This is a genomic window from Flavisolibacter ginsenosidimutans, from assembly GCF_007970805.1.
GTDB lineage: Bacteria > Bacteroidota > Bacteroidia > Chitinophagales > Chitinophagaceae > Flavisolibacter > Flavisolibacter ginsenosidimutans.
This window is the reverse complement of the sequence record NZ_CP042433.1, coordinates 5,050,387-5,067,820: the sequence shown is the minus strand read 5'-3', so window position 1 is coordinate 5,067,820 and position 17,434 is coordinate 5,050,387. Positions and strand designations below refer to the sequence as shown.

At 40.4% G+C, this 17,434-nt stretch carries 13 protein-coding genes; 4 read left to right on the top strand and 9 right to left on the bottom strand.

Annotated features, from left to right (window positions below):
- Nucleotides 1-358: 358 nt before the first annotated feature.
- Complete coding sequence (locus FSB75_RS21925) at nucleotides 359-532, top strand: hypothetical protein (RefSeq protein ID WP_172623254.1); 174 nt, start codon at nucleotides 359-361, stop codon at nucleotides 530-532.
- 16 nt (nucleotides 533-548) lie between these two features.
- Entirely contained in the window at nucleotides 549-860 is a 312-nt protein-coding gene (locus tag FSB75_RS21640; protein ID WP_146791692.1) for a substrate-binding domain-containing protein, read from the top strand.
- Between the two features lie 1,025 nt (nucleotides 861-1,885).
- Here FSB75_RS21640 and FSB75_RS21630 read toward each other — a convergent pair.
- The 7 genes from FSB75_RS21630 to FSB75_RS21600 all read right to left on the bottom strand — a co-directional run bounded on the left by FSB75_RS21630 (nucleotide 1,886) and on the right by FSB75_RS21600 (nucleotide 13,229).
- On the bottom strand, nucleotides 1,886-3,457 hold the full coding sequence (locus tag FSB75_RS21630) for an SLC5 family protein (RefSeq protein ID WP_146781207.1): 1,572 nt from the start codon (nucleotides 3,455-3,457) through the stop codon (nucleotides 1,886-1,888).
- The gene (locus FSB75_RS21625; RefSeq protein ID WP_146781206.1) at nucleotides 3,454-4,827 is read right to left on the bottom strand and encodes a neutral/alkaline non-lysosomal ceramidase N-terminal domain-containing protein; all 1,374 of its coding nucleotides are present in this window, start codon (nucleotides 4,825-4,827) and stop codon (nucleotides 3,454-3,456) included. The genes FSB75_RS21630 and FSB75_RS21625 overlap by 4 nt, the downstream gene beginning before the upstream one ends.
- Before the next feature lie 12 nt (nucleotides 4,828-4,839).
- Entirely contained in the window at nucleotides 4,840-5,607 is a 768-nt protein-coding gene (locus FSB75_RS21620) for an SDR family NAD(P)-dependent oxidoreductase (protein WP_146781204.1), read from the bottom strand.
- 16 nt (nucleotides 5,608-5,623) lie between these two features.
- Nucleotides 5,624-6,802 carry a galactonate dehydratase gene (gene dgoD, locus FSB75_RS21615; protein WP_146781202.1) on the bottom strand — a complete coding sequence of 393 codons (1,179 nt, stop codon included), beginning with the start codon at nucleotides 6,800-6,802 and terminating at the stop codon, nucleotides 5,624-5,626.
- Between the two features lie 5 nt (nucleotides 6,803-6,807).
- The gene (locus tag FSB75_RS21610) at nucleotides 6,808-8,142 is read right to left on the bottom strand and encodes an aspartate aminotransferase family protein (protein ID WP_146781200.1); all 1,335 of its coding nucleotides are present in this window, start codon (nucleotides 8,140-8,142) and stop codon (nucleotides 6,808-6,810) included.
- A gap of 302 nt (nucleotides 8,143-8,444) precedes the next feature.
- A complete protein-coding gene (locus tag FSB75_RS21605; protein WP_146781198.1) occupies nucleotides 8,445-9,950 on the bottom strand; it encodes a RagB/SusD family nutrient uptake outer membrane protein in 1,506 nt (501 codons plus the stop codon).
- Nucleotides 9,951-9,968: 18 nt separating this feature from the next.
- On the bottom strand, nucleotides 9,969-13,229 hold the full coding sequence (locus tag FSB75_RS21600; protein WP_227990694.1) for a SusC/RagA family TonB-linked outer membrane protein: 3,261 nt from the start codon (nucleotides 13,227-13,229) through the stop codon (nucleotides 9,969-9,971).
- A 434-nt stretch (nucleotides 13,230-13,663) separates the two neighbouring features.
- On the opposite strand from FSB75_RS21600, the gene FSB75_RS21595 reads away from it, so the two are divergent.
- On the top strand, nucleotides 13,664-14,515 hold the full coding sequence (locus FSB75_RS21595) for an AraC family transcriptional regulator (RefSeq protein WP_146791690.1): 852 nt from the start codon (nucleotides 13,664-13,666) through the stop codon (nucleotides 14,513-14,515).
- An 18-nt stretch (nucleotides 14,516-14,533) separates the two neighbouring features.
- Here the strand turns inward: FSB75_RS21595 and FSB75_RS21590 are convergent, their stop codons facing one another.
- Nucleotides 14,534-15,415 carry an SMP-30/gluconolactonase/LRE family protein gene (locus FSB75_RS21590; RefSeq protein ID WP_146791688.1) on the bottom strand — a complete coding sequence of 294 codons (882 nt, stop codon included), beginning with the start codon at nucleotides 15,413-15,415 and terminating at the stop codon, nucleotides 14,534-14,536.
- A gap of 861 nt (nucleotides 15,416-16,276) precedes the next feature.
- The gene (locus tag FSB75_RS21585) at nucleotides 16,277-16,678 is read right to left on the bottom strand and encodes a hypothetical protein (RefSeq protein WP_227990692.1); all 402 of its coding nucleotides are present in this window, start codon (nucleotides 16,676-16,678) and stop codon (nucleotides 16,277-16,279) included.
- On the opposite strand from FSB75_RS21585, the gene FSB75_RS21580 reads away from it, so the two are divergent.
- Nucleotides 16,677-17,234 (top strand): hypothetical protein, encoded by a 558-nt coding sequence (locus FSB75_RS21580; RefSeq protein WP_146791686.1) that lies wholly within the window; start codon nucleotides 16,677-16,679, stop codon nucleotides 17,232-17,234. The genes FSB75_RS21585 and FSB75_RS21580 overlap by 2 nt on opposite strands.
- The last annotated feature ends 200 nt before the right edge of the window (nucleotides 17,235-17,434 follow it).

Genomic DNA, 17,434 nt, shown 5'->3' with positions numbered 1-17,434 from the left:
TGGTCAACTTCACCGGCGCTTACAGTTTAAGCACGAAAAAGACAAAACTGATTGGCATTGTTATTCGCAATTTTCAGAACCCTTTTACACGTCGGCACTTTCAAAATTCTACCATCACCTGCGTTGAAAGGATATCACCTGATTCTAATAAATGCAGAGAATGAATTGATTCAGGAAAAAGAAATCAATCAACTTTGCATTATAGTGTGGAAGGCGTCATTATCACCGATGCCCTGTTGGGTTCAACCGAAGCGGAACGCTTTTCACGCCACAATATTTCCGTCGTGCTTTTTAACCGCTATGTTGACAACCTTAAACACAACGCGGTTTACGGAGACGATTATTTAGCCGCCGGCAAATGGCAACTTATCTCACCGGCATGGGACATCAATCCTTTGCCTTTATTTCGGGTGAAACCAAATCATCTACAAACATCAACCGCAAGCGTGGATTTGAAGACGTGCTGAAAGAAAGAGGCATCAAAAAATGGGTGGTGCAGGAAGGCGCGTACAGCTACGGAAAGCGGTTTTAAACTGGCGCAGGAACTGATGTCGAGACGAGAGAAGATTGATTGCATTTTTTGTGCAAACGACATCATTGCTATTGGTGCGATGGAAGGCATTCGCAAGATGGGCCTGCGCATTCCGAATGATGTTTCCGTTGCGGGTTGCGACAACATTTATGTCTCGGCCTGGCCGTCGTTTTCGCTAACAACCTGGGAACATTCAACCGAAGAAATGGTGGAAGAAGCCGTGAGGTTGTTGGTGGATGAAATTGCCGGCGAAACAAAAGAATACAAAACCGTGGTGGTGAAAGGAAGCTTGGTGATTCGGGATTCGGTTGCACGAAAGCAAGCATAATTTTAAACTCTTTTGAAAGATTTGGGTTTTTAAATCAGCATTCATCCTTCTAATTCGCGCAGAATATTGAGCGCATCAAAAGCAAGTGCCGTCAATGCCTGACCGATCTGTTCTTTGTTGAGGGGACCAATCAACTCCGAATCAATTCTTTGTTGGTGCAATGCCTAGGCAAGTGTTGTTATTACCTCTCCACCATCCTGGACGATTACAGCCGCTTTACAGTTCCCTGGGAGCTTTGTAAAACTATTAAAGCAGAAGATGTGCTGCGCACTGTGGAACGAACGATGTTGAAAGCTAATCTGCATCTTGCCAAATGTCAAACTACTCTTGGATAGCGGTGATTGTTATGTAGCCTCGGAGTTAAAGCAATACCTAAAAACCGTTGATGGAAAGCACGTGCATGGAAAGCTTATGCGTCCTCAAACCCAAGGGAGGATTGAACGCTGTCACCGCTCGTTAAAAAAGTGATACAACTGGATCATTACTATTGTCCCGAAGAACTAAATCAAGAATTGAAAAGCTTTAAGCATTATCACAACTACCAGCGTTATCACGAATTGCTTGATAACGTCACGCCCGCCAATGTGTATTTCGAAAAACGCGAACAGAACCTGAAACGAAGAGAAAAAACTAAGAGCAAACCGTCAAACAAAGAAGACGATTTTACCTTCTTGAGAAACAATGATTAATCCGAGCCCTTTTGCTTACAAAAAAACTACTCACCTAACTTAAACAAACAAAACCTCCCTAATAATCACCATCCACCGGTCCACTTTCTTTGACATTATACACTTAAACACACCACAGACATTTCCGGCGCTCATAAACAGAGAGTCCAGTCTCCTTATCGGCTACACAAGATCTCTGATAAATTCTTGTTTCGAATAACAAGTCCTCGCTTCACATGTTTGCACTTACTGATGATGAGTATGGTCTTCTTTAATTTAAGTTTATTGTTTACGATTACAGAACTATATCAGCTTCATGCGATCTTCCGGTTGAAGTGAAAATGAATTCGAATCTGTTCAGGCATATCTTACATAAAAGAATAGTACCATCCCAGTGATAATCGCCCACCATATGAAAGGATTTCTCATCCCTTTTTGCTGAATCCTTTCAGAAGGTAATAATTGAAGACTTGCCCTATTCCAAATCATACCTACAAGCTCTTTCGCCGATTTTGGTTTTGTCAAAAGGCTGACACCAGCACACATCAGTATACAGCTCCAGAATACAATACCGGTGCGATTCATAAACGGCATATTGGGAAATAAATATTCAATTAAAAATGATAGCGGTATGGTTAAAATGCCTGCTGTTAATGCACCAGCATGGGTGGTTCGTTTCCATAATATTCCTAATAGGAACATAGCAGCAATTCCGGGAGTAAATAAACCGTAAGCGCTTAGCAAGTATAAGAACACTGGTTTGTCGGAATGTTCAATCAATAGAATAGTACAAAGGATACTCAAAGCAATAATAAGCACGCCGGAAATTCTGCCAAACTTTACTGATTGTGAGTCAGTCGCTTTTTTGTTTATATAGGGAAGATAAATATCCATTGTCAGAATTGTTGTACATGAATTAATAGCGCCGGAAAGATGTGACATGACCGCGGCAATCAATCCCGCCATCACGAGTCCGACCAATCCTGCAGGCAAAAGGTTTTTTACAAGTGTTGGAAATAAGAGATCGGGTTTATCCAGTACCGGAAATAATTTTGGCGCCACCAACGCAGGTATGGTTATCATCAAGGGAACGAGGAATTTGAGATAATCGCCAAAAATAATTCCTATCCTTGCATGCCACTCGCTTTTTGCTGCAAGTGTTCTCTGCACGATGAACTGATTTGTTGCACAATAAAAAACACTTATGCATAACGTTCCACCCAGGTACATTGTCCAGGGAAAATCGGGATCATTTGCAGGAAGTATGATGTGCCAGTTTTTTGAAGATTCAATTATAGTCGGAAGACCGCCTGCCGCATTGATGGTTGCAATAGACAATACCATTCCTCCCAATACTAAAACTCCCAACTGCATCATTTCTGTCCAAATGACGGCTTTTAATCCTCCTGCGATCGTATATATCCCGGTTGCAACGGAAATAACAAGAGCGCTTGTGATAATTGGAATGCCCAATAAAGAATGAAGTGAAAGTGCGCCAAGATAAAGCACAGCACCTATCTCTACAAGTATGTAGGTTAACAGCACCAATACCGAATACGTCATTCTTGCACCTGCACCGAACCGCTTCTGTAAAAATTCCGGCATTGTATAAAATCCGTTCCGGATATAAAAGGGAAGAAAAATCCATAACAAGGCATTGAATCCAATGAGAATTGCACCCCATTCCATGGCAATAGCAACAAATCCCCTGTTGTATGCTACACCCATGGCACCCACAAGATGATGACTGCTGATATTTGCTGCAATGATGCTTCCACCGATCATCCACCATGGAAGTTTATCGCCTGCCAGGAAATAATCCCGCTTTGTCCGTTTTACTCCTCGTGAAGTATAGATACCCACGACAAAGACTAAAATAATATACAGCAAAAAGATCGCTGCGTCCAAAAATGTAAGGTCTAATTTCATTTCCTGATTTTTTTTGCAGCATCAATAGCCATTTCGGTTAACAGTTCGAGGGACCCTTCTTTAAAGGGTGACTGCCATACCTGGTAAATATCCTTATCGTAAAGGTCAGCTGGTGGTAAGTATCCAATGTGCCCGTTAACAACATTCATTACAGCTACAGCGTCCGGATAAAATTCCTTGCGCAACTGCTGTTGAAAATCAGAATAAGTCTCATTTGATTGTCCGAATAATAGGGAATCGCCAAGCCGCCATACCCAGAGTGGCATAGAGGCGTTTTCACCGTCGCCAACACTTTTTCTGACATTTCGTTTTCTCCACAATCTTTCCTGCAACACACGGTCACTGCAATCATTTAGTTGTTGATCTATTTCAGCAAGTGATGGCAATGATTTAAGAGGTATCGTTATATAGGTTATTTGTCCTGAGATTGCTTTTGAAGGCGAAAAATCACGTTGCTTCCACACCGCCAATGGTGCGCCAGACTCTACTACCCTCTCAAAGCATAATTGTTTGTTGTGACCCATCATAGATTCCAGTACAGCTAATACCGAATAGCCAATCTGACGGCCATGTTTCTCTGCAACTTTTACATCACCCGTATATTGCTCGGCTGGAGCTAACTCTCCTGATGCTCCCTGCAGGAACAAACAAGGGGCGTCCGTTTCTGATTGGACCTTTTGCCGCATGGCTCCCACGTAATCGGGAGACAGCAAACGGTTTTCCCATGCAAGTGTTGTCGGATGACAGGCATAATTCACTATCGTTCCCAATATTATATTTTCATCGTTTGTGATCCTTCCTACAAGCAGTGTTTCATCACTGTTTTTACGAGGGTTGAAACCAACAACAAACCGGTTTTTTTCCTTTTCGAACAGGTCCCTGTTCTTTGCAAGATTACATTTGCCATATTGCCAGCTAAGTGTTGCAGGAACCGCTTCTGCTAATGCTTTTTGAATTGCAACGATAATTTTTTCCTGTACCTGTTCTAAGTATGGCGTTATAAGATCACCTCCAGGTTTCGCTATGTCCGACCTTGTTAGCCCCGGGCCGGCATGCGTATGGGAGAAGCATATCATTAGTTGTGCCGGATACATTGACAGAGCTTGTAAAACGCCACTGCGAAGAAATAATTCATCTTCTGAATCCTTAAAAAATCCCAAATCAAGAGAAATTAGAGCAAGAGGCTTATCATTTTTTGAAGATTGAAAAGTATTGCAAACAAGTATAAGGGGACTATGAACACCTTCTGCAACATCATATTCTGAGGCACCCCAGTTCCTCGAATATATTTCCACCGGCGGAGTTATGTCTGCACTTGATATTCCAATAAGCCCTGAGAAAGAAGGATGTTGTATTGAAGGTAGCACCATGTATTTATATTATTAAGACAGTAGTGATAGTCCGCCATCCATTAAAATTGTGCTGCCGGTCATGTGTTCATTTCCAGGATGACACAATTGAATTACCTGTAATGCCACCTGTTCAGCGCTCATAACTTTTTGAACAGGTACCCTGGATCGGGCTTTCTCTTCCAATTCCAAGTCTTGTTTCCATATGTTTCCGGATAAACCGGCCGCAACATATCCGAGAGCAAGTTCATTCACGAGAATATTATGGGGAGCGAGTTCAAGTGCCATGCATTTACATAACATCCGCATTGCGGCTTTGGAAACACAATAGGCAGGGATATGAGGATGCGGCGTATATCCGGCCCAACTTCCTATAAATACAACCCTGCCAGGTAGTTTATGTTGCAGCAACTTTGCAGTGCCGATCTGTGTTATATGAAATGCACCATCAAGGTTAACCCGCAATTCCCTGTTCCATTCCTCGGGAGTGATTTCATACAAAGAAGCGAGGGTTACCGTTGCTGCATTTGCAATTATAATTTCCGGGATTCCCTGTTTTAGTTCTACAGCATCTATCCACTCTTTAACTGACGCAGCATCAGTCACGTCCACCTGGGCATAGGTGCATGAAACATTATATTGTTTAAGAGAATCCAGAAATTCTGTAGCAGCATGATCAGGCTTTAAGTCACAAAGCGCAATATTTGACCCGTGTTTTGCAAATTCAATTGCCATAGCACGCCCAATATCACCCATACCGCCGCTAATCACTACCATTTTATTTACAAATAATTTTTCCATCAAGAATTATTTACAATTACCAATCACCCACACTTCCATCCTCATAAAATATCCGCTGTAAAACTTCTTGTTGGAATGGATGTTTTTTTACCTCCTTTTCATTTATTTCGATACCTATGCCTGGCTTTACATTAGGTCCAACTTTTCTTCCTTTCTTTTCTACAGAATAACTTTCTGTAACCACATCGCTACGCCAGGGAACATCATTATGTACATTCTCACAAATAACATAAGACGTCGAAGAAAATCCAAATTCAATTGAAGCAGCCGTACTTACCGGCCCCTGGGGGTTATGGGGTGCAACGGATACCCGGTAGGCTTCTGCCATTGCTGCTATACGCCTTACCTCACTTAAACCACCACAATGGGTAATATCTGGCTGAATCACACTTGCAGCTCTTTTCTCGAATACTTCACGAAAAGCATGAATGCCAACCAACCGTTCTCCCGTGGCAATGGGAGTTTTAACCGACCGCTGGATCTGAGCAATATCATCCATAACTTCCGGCCAGCAAGGCTCCTCAAAAAAATACAATCCATAAGGTTCAAGCGCTTTGGCAAATTGAAGGCCCATGGCAGGTGACGGTCTTGCATGGCAATCAACCATAATATCAATATCATCTCCTACAGCTTCACGCATGGCTTTCACACATGCCTCAGCATATTTCACCGGACGAAGCCCTTCAAGTGGCATTGTGCCGGGTACCGCCATGGATTTAAAGGCAGTGAATCCTTCTTCCACAGCAGACAAAGCAAGTTCTGCAAACCGATTTGCATCGTCGGCCTGCGTTTGATAAAAGTCTTCCATCTTACCGCCACCAAGGTGACAGTACAATCTTATATAATCCCTCACCCGACCGCCCCATAGCTGATGACAGGGTACATTATGAATCTTTCCGGCAATATCCCATAAGGCGATATCAATACCACTCATAGCCGTGCCGCGTACAACATTATTGCCATGCCAGAAATGCTGCCGATACATCATTTGCCAGATATACTCGATCCGGGTAGGGTCTTCACCAACAATTAACTCCGAGATATCTTCAATTGCCCCAATAACCGACCGGGTATGCCATTCCAGCGTTGCTTCACCCCAGCCCCACAATCCCGGTTGGTCTGTCACTACTTTTACAAAAATCCAGTTGCGCATCCTGGCGTTGCAGACAAATGTTTCTATAGAAGTGATCTTCATTTTTGTTAGATTTTTCCATTTAAAATGGATACAACCTCTTTTGTTTGTTCCAATGTCTTTTCAATATCCAAAACTGAGTGGGCAAATGAAATGCTTCCCTGCTTAATAGGTAACGGGAATTGATAAATCCCTCTTTGGATCAAATTAATGCGGTATTCCTTATCGAGTAAAAAATTATTATTCAGAGCAATATCATGAAAATCCAACGGAGCATGATCCATAAAGTACACACAGAAAGCAGACCCCTGGCGTGCAATAAAAAAGGGTGTATCTAATTTTTGAAAAATTTCATTAAATCCTTTATCTAACATGGCTCCCAGCTTTTCCACATGTTCATAAACCCCAAACTCAGTTGATGAAAGTTTTTCAAGACAGGCTAAAGCTGCGACTGTTGTGATGGGATGTGCATTGAAAGTGCCGGCGATGAGTGCACGGTATTCCTTATCAGGATGTATAAAGTAATCCATGTACATTTTTTTGCCGCCAATAACCCCCATCGGATATCCATTTGCTATTGCCTTTCCAAATGAACTGAGGTCTGGAGTTACTCCGCAAAGACTCTGATATCCTCCCAATGCATGCCGGAACCCTGTCTTAACCTCATCGAAAATGAGAAGAAAATTATTTTCATCTGCTGTTTTCCTTAACCATTCAAGATAACCTTCGGCTGGTTTAACGATTCCAATATTTTGCAGGATGGGTTCCAGTATTATACATGCAACGGGGTACCGTTTTATCACATAAAGCACAGAATCCGGATCATTGAAATTGATAATATGGACCAATGATTTATGAACATTTGGTATTCCGGCAGACAGTGAATCAAAAGGGTATTCGCCAGGGCTTACCCTTGGCCCAACATCATTGATTGTACTGATGACATTTGCTGCCACATCATTGTGCCATCCGTTGTACCCACCCTGTATTATTATGATGTGATCACGGCGTGTTACAGCACGGGCAATTCTTATCGCATGGTAAGTAGCTTCGGAACCGGTTGTTGTAATTTGAATTTTTTCAACGGATGGAACGCATTTACAAAATAGTTCGGCAAATTTTCCTTCATTATCTGTAGGGCCGGCCCCCATCAAAATTCTATTATCAACGATAGCATTGCTTACCGCAGCATTAACGTCCGGATCATTGTGCCCAAGAAATGCAGCCGCAAACCCCGACTGGTAATCAATATATTCATTCCCGTCTATATCCCAAACGTGGCTCCCTTTTCCTTTAGTAAAACAAATATTGGGATCCGATTTACGGTTCAGCGATACAACCCCTCCCGGTATCCACTGTTCATTATCTTTTAATATGCCCGATGATTTCGGCCAGGAATTCATTTTTTATGTTTTAATGAAAAAAAATAATCCGGGAAAATGATTTCTCAATTTTTAAAAAATCTGCGCCGGAATAATGCTTGTAAGGCTAACGTAAAATTAAAAGCCTAAGATGCCATAAACACTACGAAATTTACCAATAGTCAATACTATTTTGAACGTTTCTTTAATCCCTTCATCAAATATCTTAATGTAACACAGTCGCAAACCTAATGACACGATTGAACTGAATTGTATTCAAATAATTAATATATTATTGGGCGGCTTTATTCGATAAAAACAACTCTGAATTTTTTTTCATCATTTTAATAACCCGGATTCTGTTTGACTTTAGTTTCCACTGCCAGCACTGCATTTGATATGGGAAACAAGAGTAAGTAATCCTGCCCTGCCCTACTCTGTAGCGATGGAACTAACTGAAATGCTTTCCCAAAACGAACAAGGTCCCACCAACGCTTACCCTCGACCATTAGCTCCAATAATCTTTCTTTCAAAATAGCATCGTCATTCTGATTCTTTGTTCCATTTACAAAAGAATGGGCAGAAAAATTTGAACCGTACGCTCTTTGCCTGACCATGTTCATTTCCGGTGTTGGATCCTGGCCTAAAGCATTTTTTGCCTCAGCCTTCAATAATAAAATATCTGCATACCTATAAAGAATAATATCATCATAAAACCACCTGACCCCGCCAATTACTGTTCCCCTGAATTTTAATGTAATTGTCGCTAGATATCCTGTTTGTGCACACGAAGAATTATACGTATACAGATCCACGTATGTTGCAGCTTTCCTCAGATCATCATTCGTAAATGCATTCCTTGCCGCTGGAGATAATTGCCAGGCATGGTTTGAATTAGTACCTGTTGTTATCCCTAGCAGATCCTTGGTGGCCTGGGGTGTACAGGCGGGAACAATGAAGCCATACATAAGGCCTGTATATCCTTGTACACCCTCTCCATCAGCCAATCTTATACTCATTATGATTTCATTGTTTCCCTTTTTATTATAGTCAAATACATCAGCGAAATTTGGAAGTAACGACAAGCTGGAAGCAGTTTGTACATCATTAAGTGCAGTGAGGGCAGTCGTGAAATCTTGCGAGCCCCCGTTTAAAAGCTTGCCGGTCCATAAATAAACCTCCGCTTTAAGAGAATTAGACGCAGGTTTTGACCAGCGAAATCTTCCTGCTGGAAAACTATTATCTGGAAAAAGCTGAAGTGCTTTTTCCAAGTCGGCTTTTATTAATTTAAAAACTTCTTCTTTTGGAGACCTTTCCTTCTGGACTTCTTCCGGATTAAATGATTCCATTGGCTCCGTCCTTATGATAAGGTCGCCCCAGGTCCTGACCATAATGAAATAGACGTATGCACGCATGGTATAAGCTTGTGCCAAAAGATTATTTTTAACAGCACCTGACTGAAACGTTATGTCGGGTACATATTTTAATACCAAGTTTGCTGCATTTATGATCGAATAATATCCCACCCATGATGGACCAGCGTTATTAGCAGTTAAGCTGTTTTGGTAATAAATATCGAAGCCTGTCGAACCTGCTGTCCCATAAGTCATGATCTCACTTCTAGCCTCCCCCAAAAAATAATTATTGTATTGAAAAGAACCCGAAAGCCCTGCCTGAGACCTTAGTCCGACATACATAGCTGTTAGGCCCGCCTGCGCATCATTTTCATTTTTCCAGAATGAAGCTGCCGTAATAGAGCTTATTGGTTCGATTGTTAATTTTTTATTGCACGATGAAACAGCTATAGAAATAAATCCTGCAAAAGACAGTATTACAAATAATTTTTTCATGATGAGTGATTGATTAAATTAGAACGAAAGACTTGCCCCGAAAATAAAATTTCGTGATAATGGATAACGTCCGTTATCTACCCCCCCGTCCTCTGGAACCACGCCTCCGAGAAGGCCTGCTTTCGAAAAATAGTGAAGGTTGTTACCCGTAAGATTTAACCGCAAACTATTCATTCCAACTTTTTTCATCACGCTTGCTGGTACGGTATAACTCAACGTAATTTCCCTTAAAGCTAGAAAGTCACCTTTTAGAAAATACGCGCTGGAACCCCTTCCTATATTTTGCTTTGGGTCAAGCCACATATATTGAGGAACAGTAGTAACATCTCCCTGTTTTTTCCATCCATTTTTAACCATATTAATTGTCATACTTATATCACCTGCACCATTTTGATCAAATGTTTTGGAAAGCTGATCTTCAATACTGTGGCCTAATGTATAATCCATTCGTACGGTTAAGCTGATGTTTTTATAAGTGAAATAATTATGTATTCCGCCAAACATTGTAGGATAAATGTTGCCGATATATACGCGGTCCCTTGCATCGATGGTCCCGTTACCATCTGTATCCTGCCAAATAACATCCCCGCCGCTTCTTTTAAAATTGTTGGCAACTCCATTTACGTAAGCAAGATCCTGGGGACCAGCGGCTGCATCTGCATCTGTCGCGTAAACTCCTAGGGCTTTGTAAGCAAACAACTCTCCAATGGTTCCACCTTCCTGCAGTCCTCCTTTCCATACATATGATTTTGTGGATGCATCCCATAACAATTCTCCACCCACCCTATTTTTTTCCACGCCGTTAAAGGGTAACTTTAATATCTTGTTTTTTGTTTTTGTAAAAGTTATAGCCGTTTCCCATTGAAAAGCAGAAGATGCCGGAAAAAATCTTCCGTTTAATTCCAGCTCAATTCCTTTACCTTCCAAACTGCCATAGTTTGTCAAAATACTTCCAAAGCCTGTGGACGGCGGCAAATTCAACGTGGTTACAAGATTATCAGTTACCCTTCTGAATACATCGAATAATATATTAACCCTACTATTAAAAATACCGATATCCGCTCCAAAGTCCAGCGTTTTCGATTGTTCCCATCTTAGATCTGCATTTGGCAAAACTGTATTTTGAATGGCTGAGGCTCCACCATAAACTGCTCCTGAAGCATAACTACCCTGTGCTGTGTAATCTCCCAGAAGTCCGAGATTTCCATTTACACCATAACTTGCTCTTAACTTCAAACGTAACTTGTCATGAATAGCCAGTGCTTTCCAAAAATCTTCCTTGTATATATTCCATCCGCCTGATATTCCGGGAAAAAATCCCCACTGGTGCTTTTCACCTAAATTGGAAGCGCCATCATATCGGCCGTTAATTGTAAGTAGATACTTTTGCCTGAAATTATAATCAATATTATACAGGTATGATAATATAAGCCTTTCACTAACTGCGCTGCTAATTGAATTACGCGTTGTTGCAGCATTCAAGGTTTGAATATTATCTGTTGCGGCACCCTGCCCTGAAGCGGAGAGATTATAAGTTTTACTTCCAACATACGCAAAGCCTGCTAATGCACTTATACTGTGCTCACGGTGAAACTGCATTTTGTAATTGAATATTGCATCAACCTGTTTTTGTCTAAACGAATTGTAACCAGCGGACATCACCCTTGTGGTGATCAGCGCAGTTCCATTATAGTACTGAGGTAAAAAAGTGTTTGTATTGCTAGTATTAATATACAATGACGCAAGTGGATCAAAAGAAAGGCCAGGCAAAATCTCAAAGTGTGAGCCGATGGACAACGTTAATCTATCATTTGTTAATTCATCTCCCTTATTATCCCATATGGGAAGGTAATAATCCGGATTGCCCAGGGAAGTATTAAAACCCGGTGCAATTGTTCCGTCTTCAAAACGATATTTTGCAGTGTGAGGCAGCGCTGTATATCTTTGAAGAGCATTGTTTCCAACAGGGGCAATGTGATTATCGCCACTACGCTGATATCCCACCCTGCCTGTAAATGATAATTTATCATTCGCTTTCAAATCTCCGTTCAGGTTAAATGTTGTTCTGTTATAATCGCTTGTTTTAATAACTCCTTGAGCGTACATATATCCAGCGCCCATATTAAAGGTTGCTCGATCGTTACCCCCTGACACAGATATATAATGATTATGTGACTTCCCTTTTTGATATAACAACGGTTGAAAATCGGTATCCTTAAAAATGATTGTTTTGGTGGGATCAAATGGATCGGTCATTGACTCCCAGCCTTCGTTCAATTTATACTGATTCTGAGGTGTAAGGTATTGAGGTGTCCACAAAGTATTCTTTGTTAAATCATTCCCTACGCCTGCTGAAGCGGTAACAGTAGGACCCAGATTAGTTAACCTAATCGGAACAAATACAGCTGATGCCATGAATCCTCTTCTGGTTGTTTCGATGTAATCTCTTGCTGAAGGAAACTCATAAGTATGCATGGTTTCAGAATTCACAAAATCATATTTATAAGTCACCTGGGTTTTACCAGGCTTTCCTGATTTCGTTTTCACCAATACCACACCATTCGACCCTCTGGCACCATAGAGAGAAGTCGCCGCTGCATCCTTCAAAACCTGAATAGATTCCACATCATCCGGTGAAAGATCATTAAGATCGCGGATCACTCCATCAACAATATATAGGGGAGATGAACCATTAGGATTATTAATGGACGTGCCTCCACGTATTATAACCCGCGGAGCAGCACCCGGTTGACCGCTGGTTGTTTGTACGACTACACCCGCCATAGTACCCTGCATACCAGTTGCAAGGTTCTGGAAAGGGATATTTTCCAAAACCTTTATGTCCAGTTTTGAGATAGATGTAGTAAGAGTTGTCCGGTCCTGTGTCTTATAACCTGTTATGATTACTTCATTTAGATTTGACGTTTTTCCCGCCAGCGTGAGATCAACAGATGCTCGTCCATTCAAATTAATTTCTTGAGTAGTAAATCCAATCATACTAAATATCAATGCACTATTTTGGTCAAGTACTGAAATGGAATAACTGCCGTTTTTATCAGATGTTGTTCCGATAGAGGAATTTTTTACATTAATGCTAACTCCTGATAGTGGCTCTCCTTTTAAGTCCCTGACCGTACCTGTAACGGAATGCTGAGCCAGAGCCGTGGTTGAAAGTGCTAAAATGAAGAAATAAACAAAAAGATTTTTTTTAGACATCCTAATTTTTTTTGAACCAAGCCACGAGAAAAAAAAATTAAGTAGTGTAAATAATTCTTTCATAATACATGGTTTAAAAATTTATCGTAAAAAATTTTACAACCTGTGAATTAATAGCATTTGAGTTCAATTAATAGGATGAATGGGATTCCTTTTGAAGACGTCTGGCAAATTTGTTGGGCTCTGGATAAATCCCTTGAACAACTAGAATCGACTTAATATTTCAACACAATCATGTGCCTTTTGAACTGTTAGTTTATTAATTGTAACCAAATTATTTGCGGCTCTGCTTCTAAACAAATGTAGAAGAGCCGATGCGTAATTATTTTACTCAGTTTGTCCAATGCTGAAAGTATTTTATCATTTTCCAAATGACAACCGTATAAATTTTTTATGACGAATAACCATAAAAAACTGTTTTGTCTATTCGCAATGGTAGAAGGCTTCAGGGATCTTTATGCTTAAAAAAATTAAATTTGAAAACATTTTAAGCCTTTATGAAACCATTATTGTTTGATGTAAAGTCTTTATTAAATGATTCTATCTATGTTAAGGAAATAGATACCCTTCAGTTAGAAGATCAATTTCACTTTCACAATGCATACGAAATAGCATATATTATAAAGAGCCATGGAAAGAGAATAATCGGAGATAGTATTGAAAACTTTACCCACGGCGACCTTGTCCTTCTAGGCTTGCACGTTCCTCATGTTTCTTATTTTTCAAACGAACAAGGAGCAGCTCTGCAGGCACTGGTAATTTATTTCAATCCCGATTGGCTTACTGAAGAACATCTAAATTCTCCAAACCTCACCAAACTGAGAAAATTGCTAAAAGACCTGCAGCGTGGTATTAAAGTTCATGGACCGGCAAAAAAGAAAGTGATAAAACTTTTATATACTTTGAAAAATGGAAAGGGTCTGGAAAGAATAATTACCATTCTGAGTATCTTACAGATCATATCCAATTCTGGAGAATATAAATGTCTTGCCAGTGAAGGTTATTCGAGTTCTTATCATCAAACTGGTTTAAAAAGGATGGATCAAATCTATAAGTATGTGCTTGAAAATTTCACTGAAACAATAAAACTCGAAAAAATTGCAGCCATAGCTAATATTACCCCTACATCTTTTTGTAAATATTTTAAAAGCAACACAAAAAAAACATTTTCAAATTTTGTGAATGAAATACGTATTGGTTATGCATGCAAGCTTCTATGTAATGAGGATTCAAGTATTTCGGAAGTAGGTTTTAAATGCGGGTTCAACACTCTTGCAAATTTTAACCGAACCTTCAAACAAATAACCCGCATGGCGCCGTCAGAATATAAGAACAAGATCAAATTATAATGTCGAGATGCTCATTACTTAACCATTAAAAGTAAAGGGTTTAAGACCGGTAAAGCCTGAATTCTTAATCACAAATAATGATCCTGCCATTGGTTGCTGCGACAAATCATCATTATTGAGACCCTGCCTTGCAGAAGTTACATAAAGATCGCTTAGATCTTTGCCTCCAAACGTGCACGAAGTAACTTTACTTACAGGTAGTGAAATGCGCCCAAGTAATATTCCGGTAACCGGATTCCACCTGGTTACCTGCCACCCACCCCAACAGGCAATCCAAAGCATTCCTTCATTATCGATTGTCATCCCATCGCCAAAACCCTCACTTTCCGGTATAGAAATTACGGTCCTCTTATTTCTTATACTCCCGTCCTGAATATCATAGTCGAATGCAACTACTTGGGATGTAGGAGTATCAATATAATAAAGTGTTTTATTGTCTTGGCTCCATGCCAAACCATTTGAACACGATACCCCGGTTAATTTTAAGGAAACAGACAAATCAGTTTGAAGTGTATATAGACCTCCCGTCCCACTTTCTCCATTAAGTGCCATCGTGCCAGCCCAGAACCTGCCGGCAGGATCACATTTTCCATCATTGAATCTGAGGGTATTATCAATTAATATTGGATCTCCAATTGATTTGACGTGCTGGGTTATGATATCAATAAATGCAAAACCATCTTGTAAACTTGCTATTAATCCACCTGATTCCCTTACAACAACAGCGCTTATCATCTGTCCAATATTCATAACACCGTGTTCATTTTTGTTTGGGAAAAAACTATGAAGTTTTCCTGCGACGATATCTACCCACCAGATACGTTCGGTTAATGGATCCCATACAGGGCCTTCACCCAACTGACATACACTTTCTGAAATTATTTCGACGATTTGTGCCATTTATTTTTATTTAGCATTAGACAACATTGCCAGTCTCGAAGAAACCATCGCAATTCACTTGGTGAAAACCGGCAATAAATTTTTGTCTCCCTCACATCGACAATGCATTATTGGAATACTTATATAAGGTCATCCCATTCGATTTCAGATATTAGATTTTAAACCAATAACGCTCCTAACTTTTTTCAATGACAATATTCTAACCTAGTTGAAAAAACAATCTAACGGCCATTTACCCAATAAAAAAATATTTTTATAAGGAGAAATCCTCCTCTTGATTTAGAATTATGATATTATCTTATAAAGACTAGCTAGATTGACAAGATTTTATTTAACTCGTCAGTATGTGAAATTGCCGAATGAAATGTTTTAACTCATTTATCTCGTGGACAGTTTTCAAATATGGTTAATCATATTTTTAATAATCATGAGCGTAGGCGCTGCGACAAACTGGTTCTTCTTTCTTTGCGTGTAAACTTTAATAAGTCATGTGAATTATATGTCTACGGCTAAATCTAACACGCATGACTTTTAAATCACTTTTGGTAATACAACAATCGTGGCTTTAAAGCTGATAACGAAAGTGTAAGGTTTTTTTAATCATTTTGTTCTCTACGTCCCAAATAAAAAGACACCTAATAAAATTTTTGGTCTAGTTGTAAATTGATGAGAGGCACGAGGTAATAAATTTCTGTAAACTTTCCGAAGAAGGACAAATCTTATTCTCGATATTCGATAAACGTCAGACAACAAAATTTGTTGACTTTCCTACACATCCACTATGAGTATTCGGTAAGTTTCTTTCTCGTTCTCGGTCTATGATCGTATTAACGTTTGCTAATTAACAGTGAATACTTCGTTCTATTTTCTTATCACAAGATGCCTTGCACTTGGATCGTTTAACAGCATTTCCATCTCGGATTGCACAATGTCTTGTACATCCTGCCTAATCTGCAAATAACTCCGTTGAATAATCGCACTATCAAGCTTCTTGACTATAGGAATTTCTTTGTAGCCCTCCTGCTCTCTTTTCAGGGCTTCGTGGTCGTTCAATATTTCGCAATGAAACGATTTTAGTTCGATTTTTTGGTCAGGGTTATCCGCCACCATGCCCACGAACTCGCCGGAAGAAAGGGCTGCAATCTGAGACGGCGGAATGGCCGCTTCTAACTGTTTGGATCGGCTGATGGAGGTATCCGCACTATTGATGGAGTAGCTGGACCTGTACGACTTCACGTTAAAAGCCGAAAGCAATCCCGACATGCTCAAACAAACCTTCTTCATTGGCAAGGCAAACAACATCACGCAGAAGGAAGCGTATAACTTAATGAGCGGCCGGGCGGTCAACAAAGATTTGCTCAACAAAGAAGGGCAAGCCTACAATGCCTGGGTGCAAATGAATTTCAAAGAAACCGATAAGGCCGGCAACTACCTTCTCAAACAGTACCACCAGAATTACGGCTTTGACTTGGCCAAAGAACTCGCAAAGCATCCCATAAAAGAGCTGGCCGATGAAAAAGAGAAAACCAGGTTAATCGAATCACTCGAGAAAGGCAACCGTCAAGTAGTAACTTTTGTGAAAGACGGAAGCGAACAAAAAATGTTCATTGAAGCCAACCCCCGGTTCAAATCGCTCACCGTGTACGATGCTTCTATGCAGCGAGTATACAATACATCACAGAAGGAGAAGGGGTCGCCGGAACAATCAGCAACGCAAGAGGCCAAAAAAGAAACCCAAAAACAAACAACCGATGACGATGGAGGCTTCGCCGCGCCGAAACAAAAGCGCAACCGAAAAAAAGGACAATCCCTAAGCTAAACAGCAGGTCGTGCTAGAATCAAGACACTTTTACAATTTTTTTGCTGCCATTTCAGAGGATCCGCGTATCAATACAACACACATTAGCCTCTATTTTTCGTTGTTACATTTTTGGGAAGCGCACGAATTTGCGATCCCGTTGCAGGTCTTTAGCCACGACATTATGCCGCTTGCAAAAATATTATCCACTACAACCTATC